Genomic DNA, 15,877 nt, shown 5'->3' with positions numbered 1-15,877 from the left:
TGTGGGCCGCTCGCCGCTGCTGATGACGGCTTTGCGTGCTTAAAAGTGACCGTGTTCGCGATCGAAGCCGGGCAGCGTGCGTGTTCCTTCGATCGCCACCGAATGCAGCAGTTCGGGCTCGAGGTCGAGCATGCGCAGGATCGTCGGCGCGACCTGCGTCGTCAGCACCGGTTCGTCGACGGTCCGTCCAGCGTGACGGGCTCCGGGCATGTAGACCACGAGACCGAGATGGTTGTCGTCGGGTGCGTTGCCGCCGTGTTCCTCGTCCTTGGTCTTACTCGACGTATAGATGACGCCCGGGTTCGGCTGCACGATGATATCGGGCGTGCGTCCGCTCGCGGGATCGCCGAACCGGGCAGCGATCTGCGGGCCGTACAGAATGTACGCTTGCGGGCCATCCGCGCAAATGCCGGGCGCATTGCAGCTCAGGTTGTCCTTCAGCGTTTTCACCACTGCTGACAGCTGGCTTTGATCGCGCAACCAGATCAGGCCGACGTCGTCGGTCTGCACCATGCCCGTATTGACGAGACCCGTCCCGTCATTCAGATTGCCGCTCGCTGTGTTGTTCTGCCCAAAGTTGCCGTTCGGATCCAGATAGTTGTTTGCTTCAAGCAGTTTCGAGAGCGTGTCGCCGTTCTTTATCAGCTTCGAATGGTCTGTCGGGGACTGGCCATGCTTCGCGGTGACGATGATCGCCGTGGACGAGTAAAGGTTACGCTGCTTGAGCTCGGAGACGATGCGGCCCAAAGCGTTGTCTATGTAAGCAATCGCACCCGTCACCTGCGGGCCCGGCGTAAAGCTGGCGTCCAGATAGCCGCCGCCGTTTGCCACCAGCGCCTTTTGTGCGATGCTCAAGGTCTGGAAGTTGGTGCCGAAAACGGTGGGCACGTCGGCGCCGGGTTTACCGGTCGAGTCCTTGCCGTCAATTTCGTTGATCAGCGATTGCACATGAAGGTCGTCGAACTGTTCCGTGTGCGTGTAGACATCGGTGTAGCTCGTTTGAGTAGCCGGATCGATCGAGTTGATCTCTGTGCGGGAAAGATCGTCGACGCCCTTGCCAGACGGTCCGTTGAGCCAGTCGTAGCCCCACGCATGCTTGTCCGCCCAGGCGGTTCGTGCATCCTTCACGTGTTGCTTGACCACCTCGAAAATCGTGTTCGTCTTCACGTAGTTGTGCGGATACACGGGCGTACAGACGCCGTTGATCAACGCGTTCGGGATGGCCTGCGGATTGAATGCGCCGCCGCCGTCGAGATGCTTCAGCGCACCGCCGTTTTCTCCATCGACGCCCGTGGTCTCGTCGAACACGACATTCCACCCCTGCTTGCCCGTGCAATGGGTATCGGTTGGTGCGTAGAGCGTGCGGTCATAAGACACGTCATAGAACAGGCCCGCTGTCTTCGGCGAACCGCCCGTGACTAATGCGGCGAGCCCCGGGAATGAATCCGATAGGCCCGGCGTGTGCGCGTTGGTGTACGTGGTGCCGGCCTTCGCCAGCAACGCGAGATTGGGGCACGTGTTCGAACCGATACAGCGTGCGACATCCTGCTCGTGCAACCCGTCGAAGCTGATCAGCAGCACGTGCTTCACTGCGTCGTGATCATGTTCATGTTCGTTCGCATCACGCGCCGCCGCGCCTGGCGCATGCAGTCCGGCGAGTACGACTATGCCGGCGCCGATGGCGCTCTGTACGCGCATCCATCTCCTGATCGTCTTCATGTCCTGTCCTATGAAAGTAGTCGCGAAATATTTTGTAATGCAGGATGAATGTGCAACGGAATTGAGTCGTGCAGATGAACCGGTTCTTTCGATTCGCTAACGTAAGAGCGAACTGGGGCATAAACCCAAAAAATTCACTCAACATCGCAATTTGCGATTCGGATTTGCACCGAAGTCGCGGTAACCACTCTTTCATCTAGCATTGCTACGGTGAACCGGCTGCACTTGCCAGTTACATCGGCCATCAGTGGTAACGGCGATGTCGGTGCGGAGCTGAATAAGCTGGTTGAATTCGCGACATACTCACGAATACGAGCGCATCTGGTGTGGCTCGCGAGAAATTCGTGGCGTTGCGCAGCGCGGGATTTGCCGAGGTGTTGCGTGGGGTTTCGTTCACGCCGGGGACTGAACGGGATCGGCGTTTCTGATACGCCGGTAGCGTGACGAAGTTGAGCCGCAGAGCATGAAAATGTATGCGGCTCAACCGGTCGTCACGCGTCACTGGTCAACGCATGTTGCCGGTGTGGCCCAGCGAATAGCGCCCGGGCTGCGGCCAGACGGTGAGTCCGTGCGGTTCCGCGCCAACTGGAATGGACCTGACCGCGCCGGTGGTCGTGTCGATCGCGTAGACCACGTCGTCGAACCTTCCGGACAGCCACAGCATCTGGCCATCCGCGCTGACGTTGCCCATATCGGGACTGCCGCCGCCCGGAATCGGCCAGTTCGCGACGATCTTGCGTGTGGCGAAGTCGATTACCGACACGCTTCCCTTGCCGTGGCGCGGTCCGTGGATCAGATTGGAGCCCCGATTGGCGACGTATAGTCTGGTGCCGTCCCGGCTCGGGTACAGGCCGTGCGTACCGACGCCGGTCTTGACGAAACCGAGCTTCGCGAAGCTATCGCCGTCGACCATGAAAACGCCGTCGGCCATCATGTCGGCGACATAGAACACCTTGCCGTCCGGCGAGACGCGAATATCCTGCGGCATGCCCTTTTTGTCGAGTTGAAGGTAGCCCACGACCTTGCGGTCGACGAGATCGATCTTCGCCAGCTTCCCGCCGAATTCGCAGGTGAACAGCGCGTACTTGCCGTCAATCGAAAAATCGGCGTGATTGATACCCTTGCACTCCGGTACGGAAAGGCTCGACTTCAGCGTCATCGTATGCGGATCGCGAAAGTCCAGCCGCGCGTGCGCTTCCGCCACCACGATCGCTTCCTTGCCGTCCGGCGTGAAGTACATGTTGTAGGGATCGTCGACCATGACCGCCTTGCCGGTTTTTCCGGTCTTCGGATCGATCGGCGTCAGGCTGCCATCGGGTCGGCCTTCCGCATTGTTGGCCACCCACAGCGTCTGCAGATCCCACGCAGGAACGACGTGCTGCGGGCTGAGTCCGACATGAAAACGATCGACCACCTTGAACGTCGCCGGATCGATCACATAGACATCGTTCGAGCGCAGATTGGGCACATAGACCCGCGGCAAGGCGCCCGACACCGCTGGACTGAGGTGGCCCGCGCCTGCTTCGCTATAGAGGTTGCTGGCATTCACCACGGGCGGCATGCCGGCTACCGTGGCGACGGCCGGTGCGGCGGACACGGCGCCGGCCATCCATAAGCCGGCCAACGCGGCACCGATTGACGAGGCAAGGCGTGACAAACGACGGGAACACGAATGCATATCGACTTCCGTTATCGAGGGGGTAATTGAAAACAAAGCCTGGACGCCGGCGAACCCGTCAGCGGCCGGCGATTTCTTTCCTGACGCCGTCAATGGTCTGCGACACGATTGCATCGATGCCGAGCTGACCGAGTTCAACGCTCGAGCGACGCGGATCGCCCCCGTAGACACCATCGGCGGCCCCGAGTTTCGGGCCGCTTCGCAGGTGTTCCAGCCGCACCATCTGGGGCGCGACCGCCAGCAACAGCGACGTATCCGCGAGTCCCGCGTGAGTGCCTATCTCGTCGTCGCGGTAGCCGTGCTGGCGCAGGATTTGTGCGTATCCGTCGGAGCTGGCGCCGTAATACTCGGGCGGCACAAATGCCCTCGCGCCGGAGCCGGCCCATACCTTGTTGAGCCGGGCTACCGCCAGCTTGATGTCGTTCTGATAGCCGCCGTGATCGCCGAGAAAAACGATGTTCCTGAAGCCGTGGACCTTGAAGCTGTTGGCGGCGGATTCCAGCGTCTTTTCGAACACGTCGTCGGGCACCGTGATCGTGCCGGGAAAACGCATGTGCGAGGTCGGCGGGGCGTAGCCTCCCTCAGGCACGTAGGCAATGACCGGCGCGACGAGCGCGTTGCCCAGGCCCTCTGCAATACGCTGGGACAGCACCTTCACCCGCGCATTGTGCTTGCCGAGCGCGACGTCGGGCCCGCTTTGCTCGGTCCCGCCGATGGGAATGATGATGGTGGTCTTGCCCGCATGAATCTGATCGCGCAGCTCGGTCCAGCTGAGGTCCTCCAGCTGCACCGTTTTTGGTGTTTGCGCGAGGACCGCTTGAGTAGTGACAAGCAACATGACAGAAGCGAAAGCTCGCCGTAGGGTGAGGCGCATCCTGAATCCTCGAAGGAAGGGGGAGTATGGGAGATCAGTCTACGGGATACGGGAGCCTGGTTGACAAGGGAACGTCTCTTCCGTGATCAAGCTCAACTAGCTCGTTGGTGACTGGACCGCTAGCGTAGTACGTATCGCCGCACGAAAACGGGCCATGTCACAATGCATTCCGAATCACGTGCCAACGGTGAACGATCTAATTCCACAGGGATGTGGGTCCAGGTATTAAGCGTAGCCCCGGTCCGCGATCCGTCAGCGACAAAAACCAGACATTGAGAAGACGATGATAGAAAGACATATGGTCGCAACGACGTTTGCGCTTCCGGGCCACAGGATAGACCGCTCCTTAGGCGTCGCTCGTGGGATCGTCGTTCGATCCCGATCCATCGTCGGGGCGCTTGGCGCATCCCTGCAGACGATATTCGGCGGAAACATCTCGCTGTACACGTCGCTGTGCGAGCGAGCGCGACAGGATGCATACGAACGCATGATCGCGCAAGCTGCCGACTTGGGGGCAAACGCGATCATCGGCATGCGCTATGACGCAACCGAAATAGCGAAAGGAATCACAGAGGTACTGTGTTACGGGACGGCGGTCCACGCAATCCCATCGACCGCGGAACACAGGCAAGCGGAAAACTGAGCGATCGCGGGTTGCTGATGTTGTGTGCCTCGCTGAACAAGTCCAATTTCACGGTTGAACGTGTCTTCTCCCAAGGACAGCGCGACGACGTTGTCAGGCAGGTGGAGCGCCGCTGCCTCGGGAACCAGCGAAATGCCGACGCCGTGAGAGACGAGCCCCACGATCCCCTGCAATTCATCCAGTTCGACCACGTCGTGCACCGTGACCCGGATCCTTCTCAGGAACCGATCGACAAGCCGGCCACCGAAGGAATTCCGGTCGTACCTGACAAAGGGTTCTGTCTTCAGCAGCGTGCGCCATGGCTGATCCGCAAGCTCGCGGGGAACCAGCAGCGCAAAGGCCTCCGTCATCAGGGTGCGCCACTGCAACTCTGCGGGCAACGCGAACGGCGGTTTGATGATCACCGCAATATCTACCTCGCCCGAGTCCACCTGTGTCAGCAGGTTGAGCGACACGCCGGGGACGACACGAATCCTCCATCCAGGCGAATGCCGCCGGAATTGCTGAATCGCGCTGATGAGAAACGACGCCTGCGCCGACGCAATGGCGCCGATGCGCAGAATGCCGGAGCGCTCCGCATCGCCGCTTTTCTCCGCCAGCCGCGCATAGGCGGACAACACATCTTCAGCCAGTTTGACCGTTTGCTTGCCGGACTCGTTGAGCGTCGCGGATCGCCCCGTCCGATCGAACAGCGCAAATCCGAGGTCTTCTTCCAGTCGCTGAATTTGCGCGGAGACGGCTGACTGCGTCAGTCCGATATGAGAGCCGGCACTGGCGAAGGTGCCGTAGCGCACGACAGCCAGGAAGGTTTTGAGCTCTCGCATCATGGGTTTATTGATCGAAATTATTGTTGCTGAGGGTGAAAATATATCGCTTTTGCACTATTTTTGTCATCCCTAGACTGCTCTTCATGGCGTGACCTCCGGGTCGTTCCAGCACGATGGGATGAAGCGGTTTCGGTCCCGTCGCCGGCTAAATCATCCAACCTGTATCGGTCCGACCATGAGCGACACGACTGCCGTCATCTCTCCTTTTCATCTTGCCTTTCCGGTTCACAGCATCTCCGCGGCCCGCGAATTCTACGGCGATCTGCTGGGTTGTCCGGAAGGCCGCAGCGCTGCCGACTGGGTGGACTTCAATTTCTACGGTCACCAGATTGTGGCCCATCTGGCACCGGAAGAAGCCGGTCACCGCGCGACCAGTGCGGTAGACGGCGACGCCGTGCCGGTCAGGCACTTTGGCGTCGTGCTGCCGATGGAGCAGTGGCATGCCGCGTCGAACAAGCTGACAGCGGCCGGCATCGAATTCATCATCGAGCCGCACATTCGTTTCAAGGGCGAAGTGGGCGAACAGGCCACGATGTTCTTCCTCGATCCGTCGGGCAACGCGCTCGAAATCAAGGCGTTCGCCAATATCGAATCGCTGTTCGCCAAGTAAGCGTTCAGCCGCCTGTTCACTTCCCGAATGACGGCGCTGTCATAGCGTTGCTCGTTGCGCCGCTGATTGCGCCGAACTCTGCCCTGAAGCTGGATCTGCCCCATGAAAAGCGAGCCTTTCCTGCCGGAAGCTGTTCCTGAGTGTTCATGGTCGCTCTTTCCGTCGGGCGAGAGCCTTCTGATCATCGACGTGGCAGGTGCCGACCGCGTCGAGCAGAACCGGCGGGCGCGGGACTTGGCGGCGCGCGTCGCAGCCGCGCAACTCGCCTTTGTGACCGACATCGCACCTGCGATGACGACCGTCGGCATTCACTACGCGCCGTCGCGCGTTCCGCTTTCGCATGAAACGCAGGCGCCTTACGACGCGCTGGCGAAAGTGGTGGCCGACCTGCTGGAAGGCGTATCCGCAGCGCTGCCTGAGTCGGCGCGCGTCGTGGAAATCCCGGTGTGCTATGGCGGGGAACACGGACCGGATCTTGAAGAAGTGGCGCGCTCGTGTGGTCTCGCCACCGACGAAATCATCGCGCTGCACAGTGGCTCGCTGGTGGACGTGATGCTGCTCGGCTTTGCTCCTGGACATCCGTACATCGGCATGTTCGACGAACGCCTGTCGCCGGCCCGGCGCGCGACACCTCGTATGGCGGTTGCTCCCGGTTCCATTGGTCTCGCCAACCGGCAAACCGTCATCTATCCGATGACCCTGCCGGGCGGCTGGAATCTGATCGGCCGGACGCCCTGTCTGATGTTCGATCCGTCGCGCGATACGCCGTGTCTTGTGAACGCAGGCGACCGGATCCGCTTCATGCCGATCACGCCGGCGCAGTTTCAGGCGTATGGGCCGGCGAGCCGGCGTGCAGAGGAGGCGCGATGAGCATCGAGGTCATCAAGCCGGGGGCGTTGAGCACTTTTCAGGATCTCGGCCGCGTCGGCCATCAGCATCTTGGCATTCCGGTCAACGGTGTGATGGATGAACGGGCGCATCGGCTGGCCAATGCACTGGTCGGCAACGCGCCCGTTACGTCGACGCTCGAAATTACGCTGATGGGGCCGACGCTCAGATTTCACGAGAAGGCAACGATTGCGTTCTGTGGCGGCAATCTCGACTGCCAGCTCGACGGACAGCCGCTCTTCAGTCATTGCTCGTTGAATGTGCCGGCAGGCTGCGAGATATCGTTCGGCAATCGCCATGCAGGGCTGCGTACCTACCTCGCCGTGCGCGGCGGCTTCTCGATCGAACCGGTCATGGGCAGCACGAGCACGTTTGCACGCGGCGGTTACGGCGGGCACGCCGGCCGGCCTTTGAAGAAGGGCGACATGCTGTTCACACAGGAAAGCGCGGCGTGCCGTAGCGTCTCGCTCTTTCCTGAAACGGTTTTCGCCGAAGACGTGCTGTTATCGAATGACGCGCCGATCAGGATCACGCCGGGGCGCGAATGGCGATATTTCACGGCGAACGCAAGGCGGGCGCTCGAGCGGGAAACGTACCGGATCACCGCGCAGTCCGACCGCATGGGTTATCGCCTGCAAGGCCCTGGACTCAGTCTCATCGAGCCTCGGGAAATGGCGTCCGAGGCAGTGGGTTTCGGCGCGATACAGGTGCCTGCCGATGGTCAGCCGATCGTCCTGATGGCGGACCGCCAGACGACCGGCGGCTATCCGAAGATCGCGCACGTATGCGCCGTCGACTTGCCGCGCCTCGCCCAACAGATACCCGGCGACACCGTGCGCTTCGAGCTGGTCGATCTGGCAGAGGCGCAGCGCCTTCTTCTGTCCCAGGAGCGTAGCTTCGCGCAACTGGAGCAGCTGTGCCGCGCGTGATCGCGATCTGAGTCGCGGCTTCGATCGCGATTTCATCCGCAACCTCGGCGGGACGTAGTCCATCTTTCATCCTCACAACGGAACGCAAAATGCCCCACGTCCCAACCGCCACCTTTGACGCAGAGATCCCACCCGCATCCCTTTCGACCAAACACGTCGCTCGCAAGGCCGCGACCGCTGCAGCCGTCGGAACCGCGATCGAGTACTACGAATTCGGCGTCTACGGTTACATGGCCGCGGTAATCGGACCGCTGTTCTTCCCGTCGAACGATCCGACCGCAGCGCTGCTCTCGATCCTCGCGATCTTCGGCAGCGCATTCCTCATGCGACCCGTCGGCGGAATCGTGCTGGGACGCCTCGGCGACAAGCTCGGGCGCCGCGCCATCTTGCTAGTGACCGTTATCGGTATGGGTATTGCGACCGCTGTCGTCGGCCTGCTGCCGACCGCGGCGAGCGCGGGTGTCTTCGCTCCGGCTGCGCTTCTGGTCGTGCGTCTCGCGCAGGGATTTTTCTCGGGCGCGGAAGTGACCGGTGCCGCCGCTTATGTCGCTGAATCGGCGCCTCGCGGACGCCGCGGATTTTATGGCGCGTTCACGCCAGTCGGTGTGGCGCTGGGTGGCGCGCTTGCCGCGGCAGTGTGCGGGCTGACTACGGCTGCCATCAGTTCGTCGCAGTTGCACGACTGGGGCTGGCGGATTCCATTCCTTGCGGCTGTTCCGCTTGTGCTGGTGTCGGCCTATGTGCGCAAACGTGTGGAAGAGTCCGTCGCATTCAGGAAGACCCTCGAACACAGCGAGCCGCTGAAAGCGCCGCTCGCGGAAGTGCTTGCGCACCATCGTGCCGCCATGCTGAAAGTGTTCCTGATTTCGTTTGGACAAAACGCCGGCTACTGGGTGGGTTTCGTCTTCATGAACATCTACATGACCACGTACCTGAAGTACGACAAGACGAGCGTCTACTGGATCATGTCGATCGTCAGCATCTCGATGGCTGTGCTGATGCCGGTGTGGGGAGGGCTTTCCGACCGCATTGGACGCTGTCGCGTGCTTGCGGTCGGCTTTACCGGATACATCGTGCTGGTGTTCCCGATGATGATGCTCATGAACCATCAGAATCTCGCTCTCGCCTTCCTCGCGATGTTTATCGTCGCGCTGCCGATGCCGGTCGTTCAATCGGTGGGATATCCGACCTATGCCGAGCAATTCCCGACGCGGGTGCGTTACACCGGGATGGCCTTCAGCTTCAATTTCGGCACCATTCTTGGCGGCGGCGTGACGCCTTACATTGCGACCGCGCTGATCGGAAAGACCGGCAATCTGCTGAGTCCCGCGTTCCTGCTCGTCGGCGCGGCGGCCATCGGTTTGTTGACGCTTGTGAGGACGCGCGAAACGGCGGATTCCTCCTTGCTGTAAAGGCAATCCCGCCGGACGAAGCTCAGTCCAATATCAACTCAATCCAACTTGAAGACCCTGTCATGAACCAGGCCATCAGTGAATCGCCGCAGGGGAGAACCTTGCCCGGCTGGGCATCTACGCCTCGCGGTGCGAGAGCCCGCATTCGCGCCGGCTTTAACGGCAACACGAGCGGTATGGCGCCCGGCTTCGCACAGGGCAACCTCGTGATTCTGCCGCAGTCGTGGGCTGGCGATTTCATCGAGTACTGCTGTGCCAATCCCACGCCTTGTCCGCTCATCGGCATGACCGAGGTGGGGAGCAGTCTTGTTCCGATGCTGGGCGACGACGTCGACCTGCGCACCGACATTCCACGCTATCGGGTCTGGCGCGATGGCGTGCTCGTGGAGGAGCTGGAAGATATCTCTGCGATCTGGCAGGAGGACTTCGTGGGTTTCGTGCTCGGTTGTTCGCTGTCCTTCGAGCACGCTCTGGAATCGGCGGGTTTGCGCGTGCGGCACGTGGACGAAGGCAAGGTCGTTCCGATGTACCGCACCTCCATTCAGACGAAATCCGTGGGCGCTTTTCGCGGACCGATGGTTGTCTCGATGCGGCCGTATACGCCGGTCGAGGCGGCAATTGCCTATGAGGTTTGCCGGCAGTTGCCGGGCGCGCACGGTGCGCCGGTCCATATGGGTGACCCGGCGCTGATCGGGATCGCGAATGTGGACGTGCCCGATGAGGGCGAGCCGACTGAAATCCGCGCGGGAGAGATCCCCGTGTTCTGGGGCTGCGGAGTCACGCCTCAGGCAGCGGCGGTGGAAGCGCGGCCGCCGATATGCATCACTCATGCCCCCGGTTACATGCTGGTTTGCGATGTAAGGACGGAAGGTCTGACGCTGATTCGGTAATATCGGCCCCGCAGCGAGTATCCCGTCGCCGCAACGGCAGACGGGTTTGCCCTGCATTGCAGGATAGCCGCAGTGAACGTCTTTTTTTGTTCTACGCTATAAACGCGACCTTCCGTATCACGGCGATTGGAACAGGGCTCTGAATCTGCTGCGTTCGCAGATGATTCTCACGCATGCTGTCCGATGAACAGTCCAACCCGCCGGCGGTCGATCGTTAATCAAACGAATCATCTGACTACAACCCAGGCAGCCAGGCGTCGTCGCTCTGACGGCGGCGGTAGCTTGGCCCACCCGCCACATGGAGGATGAATATGTCGATTCGATTAGGAGAAGAAGCTCCCGATTTCACCGCCGAAACTACCGAGGGGACGATCCATTTTCACGAATGGATCGGCGACCATTGGGCGATCCTGTTCTCGCATCCAAAGGACTTCACGCCAGTTTGCACCACTGAGCTGGGATACATGGCGGGGCTCAAGCCGGAGTTCGACAAGCGCAACACCAAAGTTATCGGACTCAGCGTGGATCCCGTCAGCGATCACCAGAAATGGGTGAAGGACATCGAAGAAACCCAGGGACACGCAATCAACTACCCGTTGATCGGCGACGCGGATCTGAGCGTCGCGAAGCTCTACGACATGATTCACCCGAACGCGAGCGGCGGCGCGCGCACCGCAGTGGACAACGCGACGGTGCGTTCCGTGTTCCTCATCGGACCCGACAAGAAGGTCAAGGCGATGCTCGTGTATCCGATGAGCGCGGGCCGCAATTTCGACGAGGTGCTGCGTCTGCTAGATTCGCTGCAGCTAAACGCGAAACACACGGTGGCGACGCCGGTAAACTGGAAACCGGGCGAGGACGTCATCATTCCGACATCCGTGTCGGACGATGACGCAAAGAAGAAATATCCACAGGGTTTCAAGACCTTGAAGCCGTATCTGCGGTACGTACAACAACCGCGGTAACGGCCTGACTGAGCGGGGCGGCGAGCGCCGGGCAATTCGGGGCCGGCGCCCGCCGCGCATCCTGCTAATCCTGCTGCTTGCAGGGCGGTTTGGCGGCGCCGGTTGTGCCGCCGTCCTTAAAGGGCTCGCTGGCGCGGGCGACGGAGCGCAATTGTGCTGATTTTCCGGCAATTATTCGACCAGCAATCTTCCACCTACACCTATCTTCTCGCCGATAGCGCAACGGGAGAGGCCGTGCTGATCGATCCGGTATTCGAGCAGGTACGCCGGGATTCGGCACTGATCGACGAGCTTCGACTGCGCCTGCTTTACACAATCGACACCCACGTCCACGCCGATCACGTGACCGGCGCGTGGATGCACAAGCGCCGCACGGGCAGCCACATTGCGATATCGGCCGCGAGCGGCGCAGAGGGCGCGGACCGCTACCTGAGCCACGGCGACAGGTGCGGATTCGGCGCACGCTACCTGACGGTGCGCGCAACGCCTGGTCATACGAATGGATGCATCAGCCTCGTACTCGACGACGAGAGCATGGCGTTTACCGGCGATTGTCTGTTGATCCGCGGAACGGGCCGGACGGATTTTCAGCACGGCGACGCGCGCGCGATGTTCCAGGCTATCCACGAGCAGATTTTCACGCTGCCTGACGCTTGCCTGCTTTACCCGGCCCACGATTATCGCGGTCTGACCGTCACGAGTGCGGGCGAGGAGCGGCGCTTCAATCCGCGACTGGGCGGTGAACTCTGCGAGGAGGATTTCGCCGTCTATATGACGAATCTGCGCTTGCCGCATCCGAGGCAGATCGATGAAGCAGTACCGGCGAACCTGAAATGCGGCGTCGCCGTGAGCGATCCCACGCAAATGGCCGAACCCGGTTGGGCGCCGCTGACGTACACCTTTGCGGGCATCTGGGAAATCGATCCGCAATGGCTCGAGGAAAATCCCGGTTCGGTCCAGATCGTCGACGTGCGCGAGCCCGCCGAGTTCGACGGGCCGCTAGGGCGCATTCCCGAAGCCCGGCTCATATCACTTGGCGAGCTGGCCGGACGCGTCAGCGAGCTCGCGCGGGAGCGCCCGATCGTAACAGTCTGCCGGGCTGGCGGACGTTCAGCGCAAGCCACCGCGATCTTGCGGCAGGCAGGATTCGAGGCCGTCGCCAACCTCGCCGGCGGCATGCTTCGCTGGCGTGCGGAAGGCCGCACCGTCGAGAACGGCAGCATGTAGCCGCCCTTCGCCATATCGGTTTAGCGGTTCGCCGGGATCAGATCGTCCCGAACAGCGCTCGCGGGCGGTCTTTGAGTGTCCCCGTCAAGAGCCGTAGCGCGCTCACCAGTTGATCGCGGCTCGTCGCGCACGCGAGGTTGATCCGCACGCCGTGCTCGATTTCGGACCGGTCGACGGCAAACGCCGACGATGGCATCACCACCACGCCGCGCGCCTTGGCATTCGCGGCGAAATCATCCGCTCGCCAGGGCGGCGGCAACTTGAGCCACACGAACATGCACGCCGGATCGGTCTGCAGCAACGCCTGTGGCAGCAGCTCCCGCGCGAGATCCTGGCGCGCGCGGATTTCGGCGAGCTGCGCGTCCATGATGTGGCGCGCGGTGCCGTCCTCGATCCAGATCGACGCGATCAGCATGGATATCGGCGCGGGCATCCATGCGGTGGTGCGCACGGCCTCCGCGCAGAGCGCGGAACTGTCCGGCGGACTAAGCAGATAGCCGAGCCGCAACCCTGGCGCGAGGATCTTCGAGGTGGCGCCGATATGAAACGTCAGTTCCGGACAAAGGCTTGCGATCGTCGGCAAACGCTGCGACACCAGCGGCCCATAGACGTCGTCCTCGATGATCGCCACGCCATGCCGGCGTGCAATGTCGACAAGCGCCATGCGGCGCTCGAGACTCATCGTCGTGACGGTCGGATTCTGCAGATTCGGCACCGTGAAGATAGCCTTCACCGGCATACGCCGGCATGCGGCTTCGACCGCGTCGGTCAGCAGACCCTCGCGGTCGCTCGGAATGCCGACGATTTCGAACTGGAACACCGGCGCGAGTGCTTTCAGCCCGTAGTAGGTGAGTCGATCGGCGAGGATCACGCCATCCGTGCCGATCAGGCTGTTCAGCACCGCATACAAGCCGTGCTGCGCACCACTTGTCACGACCACGTGATCGGCCGCCGGCGCAAAGCCCGGCGCGGCGATCCAGCGCGCGCCGGCGGCGCGCGCCCATGATGGCCCCTGTGGCGGCTGGTATTCCTGCAGTTGCGGATAGCGCGGATCCTGCGGCAAGTCCGCGAGCGTGCGCGCGAGGCAGGTGAGAAATTCGCCGGTGGCCGGCCGGTTGACGGTCAAATCGATCGCCGCGTTGCTCGCCGCGTGCGCGTGCGCGGGCTCGACGCTCGGCATCGCGCCGCCCGTCACAAGCGAGCCGCGCCGTTTGCTGCCGATGACCAGCCCGCGCAACTGCAATTCTTTGTACGCGCGCGACACCGTCGATACGTTGATGCCCAGCTCAGTCGCGAGTTGCCGCTGTGGCGGCAGACGGCTGCCGGGCGGATAAACGCCGCTGCGAATCTCGTTCTCGATCGAACTGGACACCTCGGCATACGTGGAGCGCTTCGCCCGCGCCGGCGCACCGTTGGCGCGTTGCGCCGCGTCTTTGCCAGAAGCCATAAGTCAGATGTCTCCATACAAAATCGTCTTTGTCCGCAATTTTGCGGATGTGTGCCGATTCTATACCACACAAGTCTGACTGCAAGCCTCAGCCGGCAGGGTTCCTGGTAGATGGCGGCAACGCCGCGACACACCGCAAGGACTGCGCCAATGCCCATCCAGGGAAAATGCCAGGACCACACAAGACGCGTTTTAATTGCACACAAAAAAATATTGTGTGATTCTAGATATCAGAGTTTGTCCGGTGGCGTGTCCTTCGAAGCGCTGCCGGGCAGTGTCCCGGATCCGTCAGCAGGAGTTTTTCGATGCGCTTTCCACAGTCCACCGCACCCGAGGCCAGCCGGCAACTCGGCGCCGCCGCCGCCGGATATCTCGCGCGGATCGGCGCACCAACGCTGCAAGGGCGCAAGTAATGCCGGACATCGCTATCGTCGGAGCGGGATTCATCGGCCTCGCGAGCGCCGCGTCGCTGATGCGCGACGGCCATCGCGTCACGCTGTTCGATCCGTCCGGCGTGGGGCAGGGCGCGTCGTTCGGCAATGCCGGGACGTTTGCGCACTACGCGTGTATTCCAGTGAACAACCCGTCCGTGTTCCGCGATTTGCCGCGCTTCCTGTTGTCGAACGACAGTCCATTCCGGTTGCGTTGGCAGTATCTACCGCAGCTGGCGCCGTGGCTCGCGCGCTTCATGATCAGTTCGCTGCCGCGTCGTTATGAAGCGAGCGCGCATGCACTCGCCGCGCTGCTCGCCCATGCGCAGGACGGTTACGCGTTGCTACTGGCGGATGCGGAGCTGGCGCGTTTCGTACGGCCGCGCGAGTGTCTTTATCTGTATTCGAACGCCGCTTCGTTCGACGCCGCGCGAGCCGCACTCGATCTGCGCCAGAAACTCGGCGTCGCGTTCGACGTGCTTGCCGGTGATGACATCCGCGCGCTCGAACCGTCGCTGGCGCCCATTTTCGAGCGCGGTGTGCTGTTCCGCGATAGCTGGCATTTTTCCGATCCGCATGGCTTTTTGCAGGCGCTTTATGAACGGCTCGCGGGGCAAGGGCTGCAGCTGGAGCGTTCATCCGTCAGCGCAGTGCAGCCGTCTGCCAATGGCGCGAGCCTGACGGTCGACGGTGTCGCACGACGTTTCAGCCACGTCGTGATCGCGACCGGTGCGCGCTCCGCGCAGTTCGCCAAACAATGCGGCGATGCGGTGCCGCTCGACACCGAGCGCGGTTATCACGTGCGCTATCCGGGTGCGCAGCAACTGATCTCACGGCCGGTCGGCTGGGCCGAGCGGGGCTTTTACATGACGCCGATGAGCGACGGGATTCGTGTCGCGGGGACCGTCGAACTCGGCGGCTTCAGCGATACGCGTAATCGCTCGTTGCTCGACCTGCTGACGTTCTCGTCGAAGCGCGCATTGCCCGCGCTCGATCAGCCCGATAACAGTTGGCTCGGCTTTCGCCCGACCTTGCCGGACGGCGTGCCGGTGCTTGGACGTTCACGTGCAAGCGAACGGGTGATTTACGCATTCGGCCACCAGCATCTTGGATTGACGCTAGCCGGAGTGAGCGGGCGTATTGTCGCCGACCTGATCGCGCGGCGTGCGCCGCCGCTCGATCTCGCGCCGTACGCGGCCACGCGTTTTTAGATTTTGCCGGGGGCGTAGCAGCACAGGTTCACGTTTTATCGCAGGCATCGCAGGACGGTTTCGACGCGTCGCGCATCGGACCGGTCGATCAACACAACGCGCGACGTTGACATCTCGCAAGGAGCG

14 protein-coding genes are annotated in these 15,877 nt (G+C 61.9%); 9 read left to right on the top strand and 5 right to left on the bottom strand.

Annotation, left to right across the window (positions count from 1 at the left end):
• Positions 1–39: 39 nt before the first annotated feature.
• The 3 genes from AC3WOG_RS33195 to AC3WOG_RS33185 form a co-directional block, all read right to left on the bottom strand.
• Entirely contained in the window at positions 40–1,719 is a 1,680-nt protein-coding gene (locus tag AC3WOG_RS33195) for an alkaline phosphatase family protein (protein WP_492581966.1), read from the bottom strand.
• 505 nt (positions 1,720–2,224) lie between these two features.
• On the bottom strand, positions 2,225–3,397 hold the full coding sequence (locus tag AC3WOG_RS33190) for a YncE family protein (RefSeq protein WP_492581965.1): 1,173 nt from the start codon (positions 3,395–3,397) through the stop codon (positions 2,225–2,227).
• Positions 3,398–3,455: 58 nt separating this feature from the next.
• Positions 3,456–4,271, bottom strand: a complete 816-nt coding sequence (locus AC3WOG_RS33185) for a creatininase family protein (RefSeq protein WP_492581964.1) — start codon at positions 4,269–4,271, stop codon at positions 3,456–3,458.
• Between the two features lie 283 nt (positions 4,272–4,554).
• Here AC3WOG_RS33185 and AC3WOG_RS33180 point away from each other — a divergent pair, with 283 nt between their 5' ends.
• Positions 4,555–4,914, top strand: coding sequence for a YbjQ family protein (locus tag AC3WOG_RS33180; RefSeq protein ID WP_492581963.1), 360 nt, complete (start codon positions 4,555–4,557; stop codon positions 4,912–4,914).
• Here the strand turns inward: AC3WOG_RS33180 and AC3WOG_RS33175 are convergent.
• Positions 4,854–5,741 carry a LysR family transcriptional regulator gene (locus AC3WOG_RS33175; RefSeq protein WP_492581962.1) on the bottom strand — a complete coding sequence of 296 codons (888 nt, stop codon included), beginning with the start codon at positions 5,739–5,741 and terminating at the stop codon, positions 4,854–4,856. The genes AC3WOG_RS33180 and AC3WOG_RS33175 overlap by 61 nt on opposite strands.
• Positions 5,742–5,916: 175 nt before the next feature.
• Here AC3WOG_RS33175 and AC3WOG_RS33170 point away from each other — a divergent pair, with 175 nt between their 5' ends.
• From AC3WOG_RS33170 to AC3WOG_RS33140, 7 genes are all read left to right on the top strand, one after another.
• Positions 5,917–6,351, top strand: a complete 435-nt coding sequence (locus tag AC3WOG_RS33170) for a VOC family protein (RefSeq protein ID WP_492581961.1) — start codon at positions 5,917–5,919, stop codon at positions 6,349–6,351.
• A gap of 102 nt (positions 6,352–6,453) precedes the next feature.
• Positions 6,454–7,221, top strand: coding sequence for a 5-oxoprolinase subunit PxpB (gene pxpB / locus AC3WOG_RS33165; RefSeq protein ID WP_492581960.1), 768 nt, complete (start codon positions 6,454–6,456; stop codon positions 7,219–7,221).
• Positions 7,218–8,168 (top strand): 5-oxoprolinase subunit C family protein, encoded by a 951-nt coding sequence (locus AC3WOG_RS33160; protein WP_492581959.1) that lies wholly within the window; start codon positions 7,218–7,220, stop codon positions 8,166–8,168. The genes pxpB and AC3WOG_RS33160 overlap by 4 nt, the downstream gene beginning before the upstream one ends.
• Before the next feature lie 89 nt (positions 8,169–8,257).
• Positions 8,258–9,580 (top strand): MFS transporter, encoded by a 1,323-nt coding sequence (locus AC3WOG_RS33155; RefSeq protein WP_492581958.1) that lies wholly within the window; start codon positions 8,258–8,260, stop codon positions 9,578–9,580.
• A 62-nt stretch (positions 9,581–9,642) separates the two neighbouring features.
• Positions 9,643–10,470 carry a putative hydro-lyase gene (locus AC3WOG_RS33150; protein ID WP_492581957.1) on the top strand — a complete coding sequence of 276 codons (828 nt, stop codon included), beginning with the start codon at positions 9,643–9,645 and terminating at the stop codon, positions 10,468–10,470.
• Between the two features lie 311 nt (positions 10,471–10,781).
• Complete coding sequence (locus tag AC3WOG_RS33145; protein ID WP_492581956.1) at positions 10,782–11,435, top strand: peroxiredoxin; 654 nt, start codon at positions 10,782–10,784, stop codon at positions 11,433–11,435.
• A gap of 156 nt (positions 11,436–11,591) precedes the next feature.
• A complete protein-coding gene (locus tag AC3WOG_RS33140; RefSeq protein WP_492582536.1) occupies positions 11,592–12,662 on the top strand; it encodes a rhodanese-like domain-containing protein in 1,071 nt (356 codons plus the stop codon).
• A 37-nt stretch (positions 12,663–12,699) separates the two neighbouring features.
• Here AC3WOG_RS33140 and AC3WOG_RS33135 read toward each other — a convergent pair whose 3' ends face one another.
• A complete protein-coding gene (locus AC3WOG_RS33135) occupies positions 12,700–14,109 on the bottom strand; it encodes an aminotransferase-like domain-containing protein (protein ID WP_492581955.1) in 1,410 nt (469 codons plus the stop codon).
• A gap of 412 nt (positions 14,110–14,521) precedes the next feature.
• Between AC3WOG_RS33135 and AC3WOG_RS33130 the strand changes: the two genes are divergently transcribed.
• Entirely contained in the window at positions 14,522–15,751 is a 1,230-nt protein-coding gene (locus AC3WOG_RS33130) for an NAD(P)/FAD-dependent oxidoreductase (protein WP_492581954.1), read from the top strand.
• The last annotated feature ends 126 nt before the right edge of the window (positions 15,752–15,877 follow it).

The sequence above is a fragment of the Paraburkholderia sp. FW306-02-B genome (genome assembly GCF_058782725.1).
Note: the sequence above shows the minus strand (reverse complement) of the source record. Positions and strands in the feature narration are given on the sequence as shown.

What these genes read in the sequence shown, in the direction of transcription:
- AC3WOG_RS33195 (WP_492581966.1), bottom strand. Translation starts at nt 1,719, where the DNA reads ATGAAGACGATCAGGAGATGGATGCGCGTACAGAGCGCCATCGGCGCC.
- AC3WOG_RS33190 (WP_492581965.1), bottom strand. Translation starts at nt 3,397, where the DNA reads ATGCATTCGTGTTCCCGTCGTTTGTCACGCCTTGCCTCGTCAATCGGT.
- AC3WOG_RS33185 (WP_492581964.1), bottom strand. Translation starts at nt 4,271, where the DNA reads ATGCGCCTCACCCTACGGCGAGCTTTCGCTTCTGTCATGTTGCTTGTC.
- AC3WOG_RS33180 (WP_492581963.1), top strand. Translation starts at nt 4,555, where the DNA reads ATGATAGAAAGACATATGGTCGCAACGACGTTTGCGCTTCCGGGCCAC.
- AC3WOG_RS33175 (WP_492581962.1), bottom strand. Translation starts at nt 5,741, where the DNA reads ATGATGCGAGAGCTCAAAACCTTCCTGGCTGTCGTGCGCTACGGCACC.
- AC3WOG_RS33170 (WP_492581961.1), top strand. Translation starts at nt 5,917, where the DNA reads ATGAGCGACACGACTGCCGTCATCTCTCCTTTTCATCTTGCCTTTCCG.
- pxpB (WP_492581960.1), top strand. Translation starts at nt 6,454, where the DNA reads ATGAAAAGCGAGCCTTTCCTGCCGGAAGCTGTTCCTGAGTGTTCATGG.
- AC3WOG_RS33160 (WP_492581959.1), top strand. Translation starts at nt 7,218, where the DNA reads ATGAGCATCGAGGTCATCAAGCCGGGGGCGTTGAGCACTTTTCAGGAT.
- AC3WOG_RS33155 (WP_492581958.1), top strand. Translation starts at nt 8,258, where the DNA reads ATGCCCCACGTCCCAACCGCCACCTTTGACGCAGAGATCCCACCCGCA.
- AC3WOG_RS33150 (WP_492581957.1), top strand. Translation starts at nt 9,643, where the DNA reads ATGAACCAGGCCATCAGTGAATCGCCGCAGGGGAGAACCTTGCCCGGC.
- AC3WOG_RS33145 (WP_492581956.1), top strand. Translation starts at nt 10,782, where the DNA reads ATGTCGATTCGATTAGGAGAAGAAGCTCCCGATTTCACCGCCGAAACT.
- AC3WOG_RS33135 (WP_492581955.1), bottom strand. Translation starts at nt 14,109, where the DNA reads ATGGCTTCTGGCAAAGACGCGGCGCAACGCGCCAACGGTGCGCCGGCG.
- AC3WOG_RS33130 (WP_492581954.1), top strand. Translation starts at nt 14,522, where the DNA reads ATGCCGGACATCGCTATCGTCGGAGCGGGATTCATCGGCCTCGCGAGC.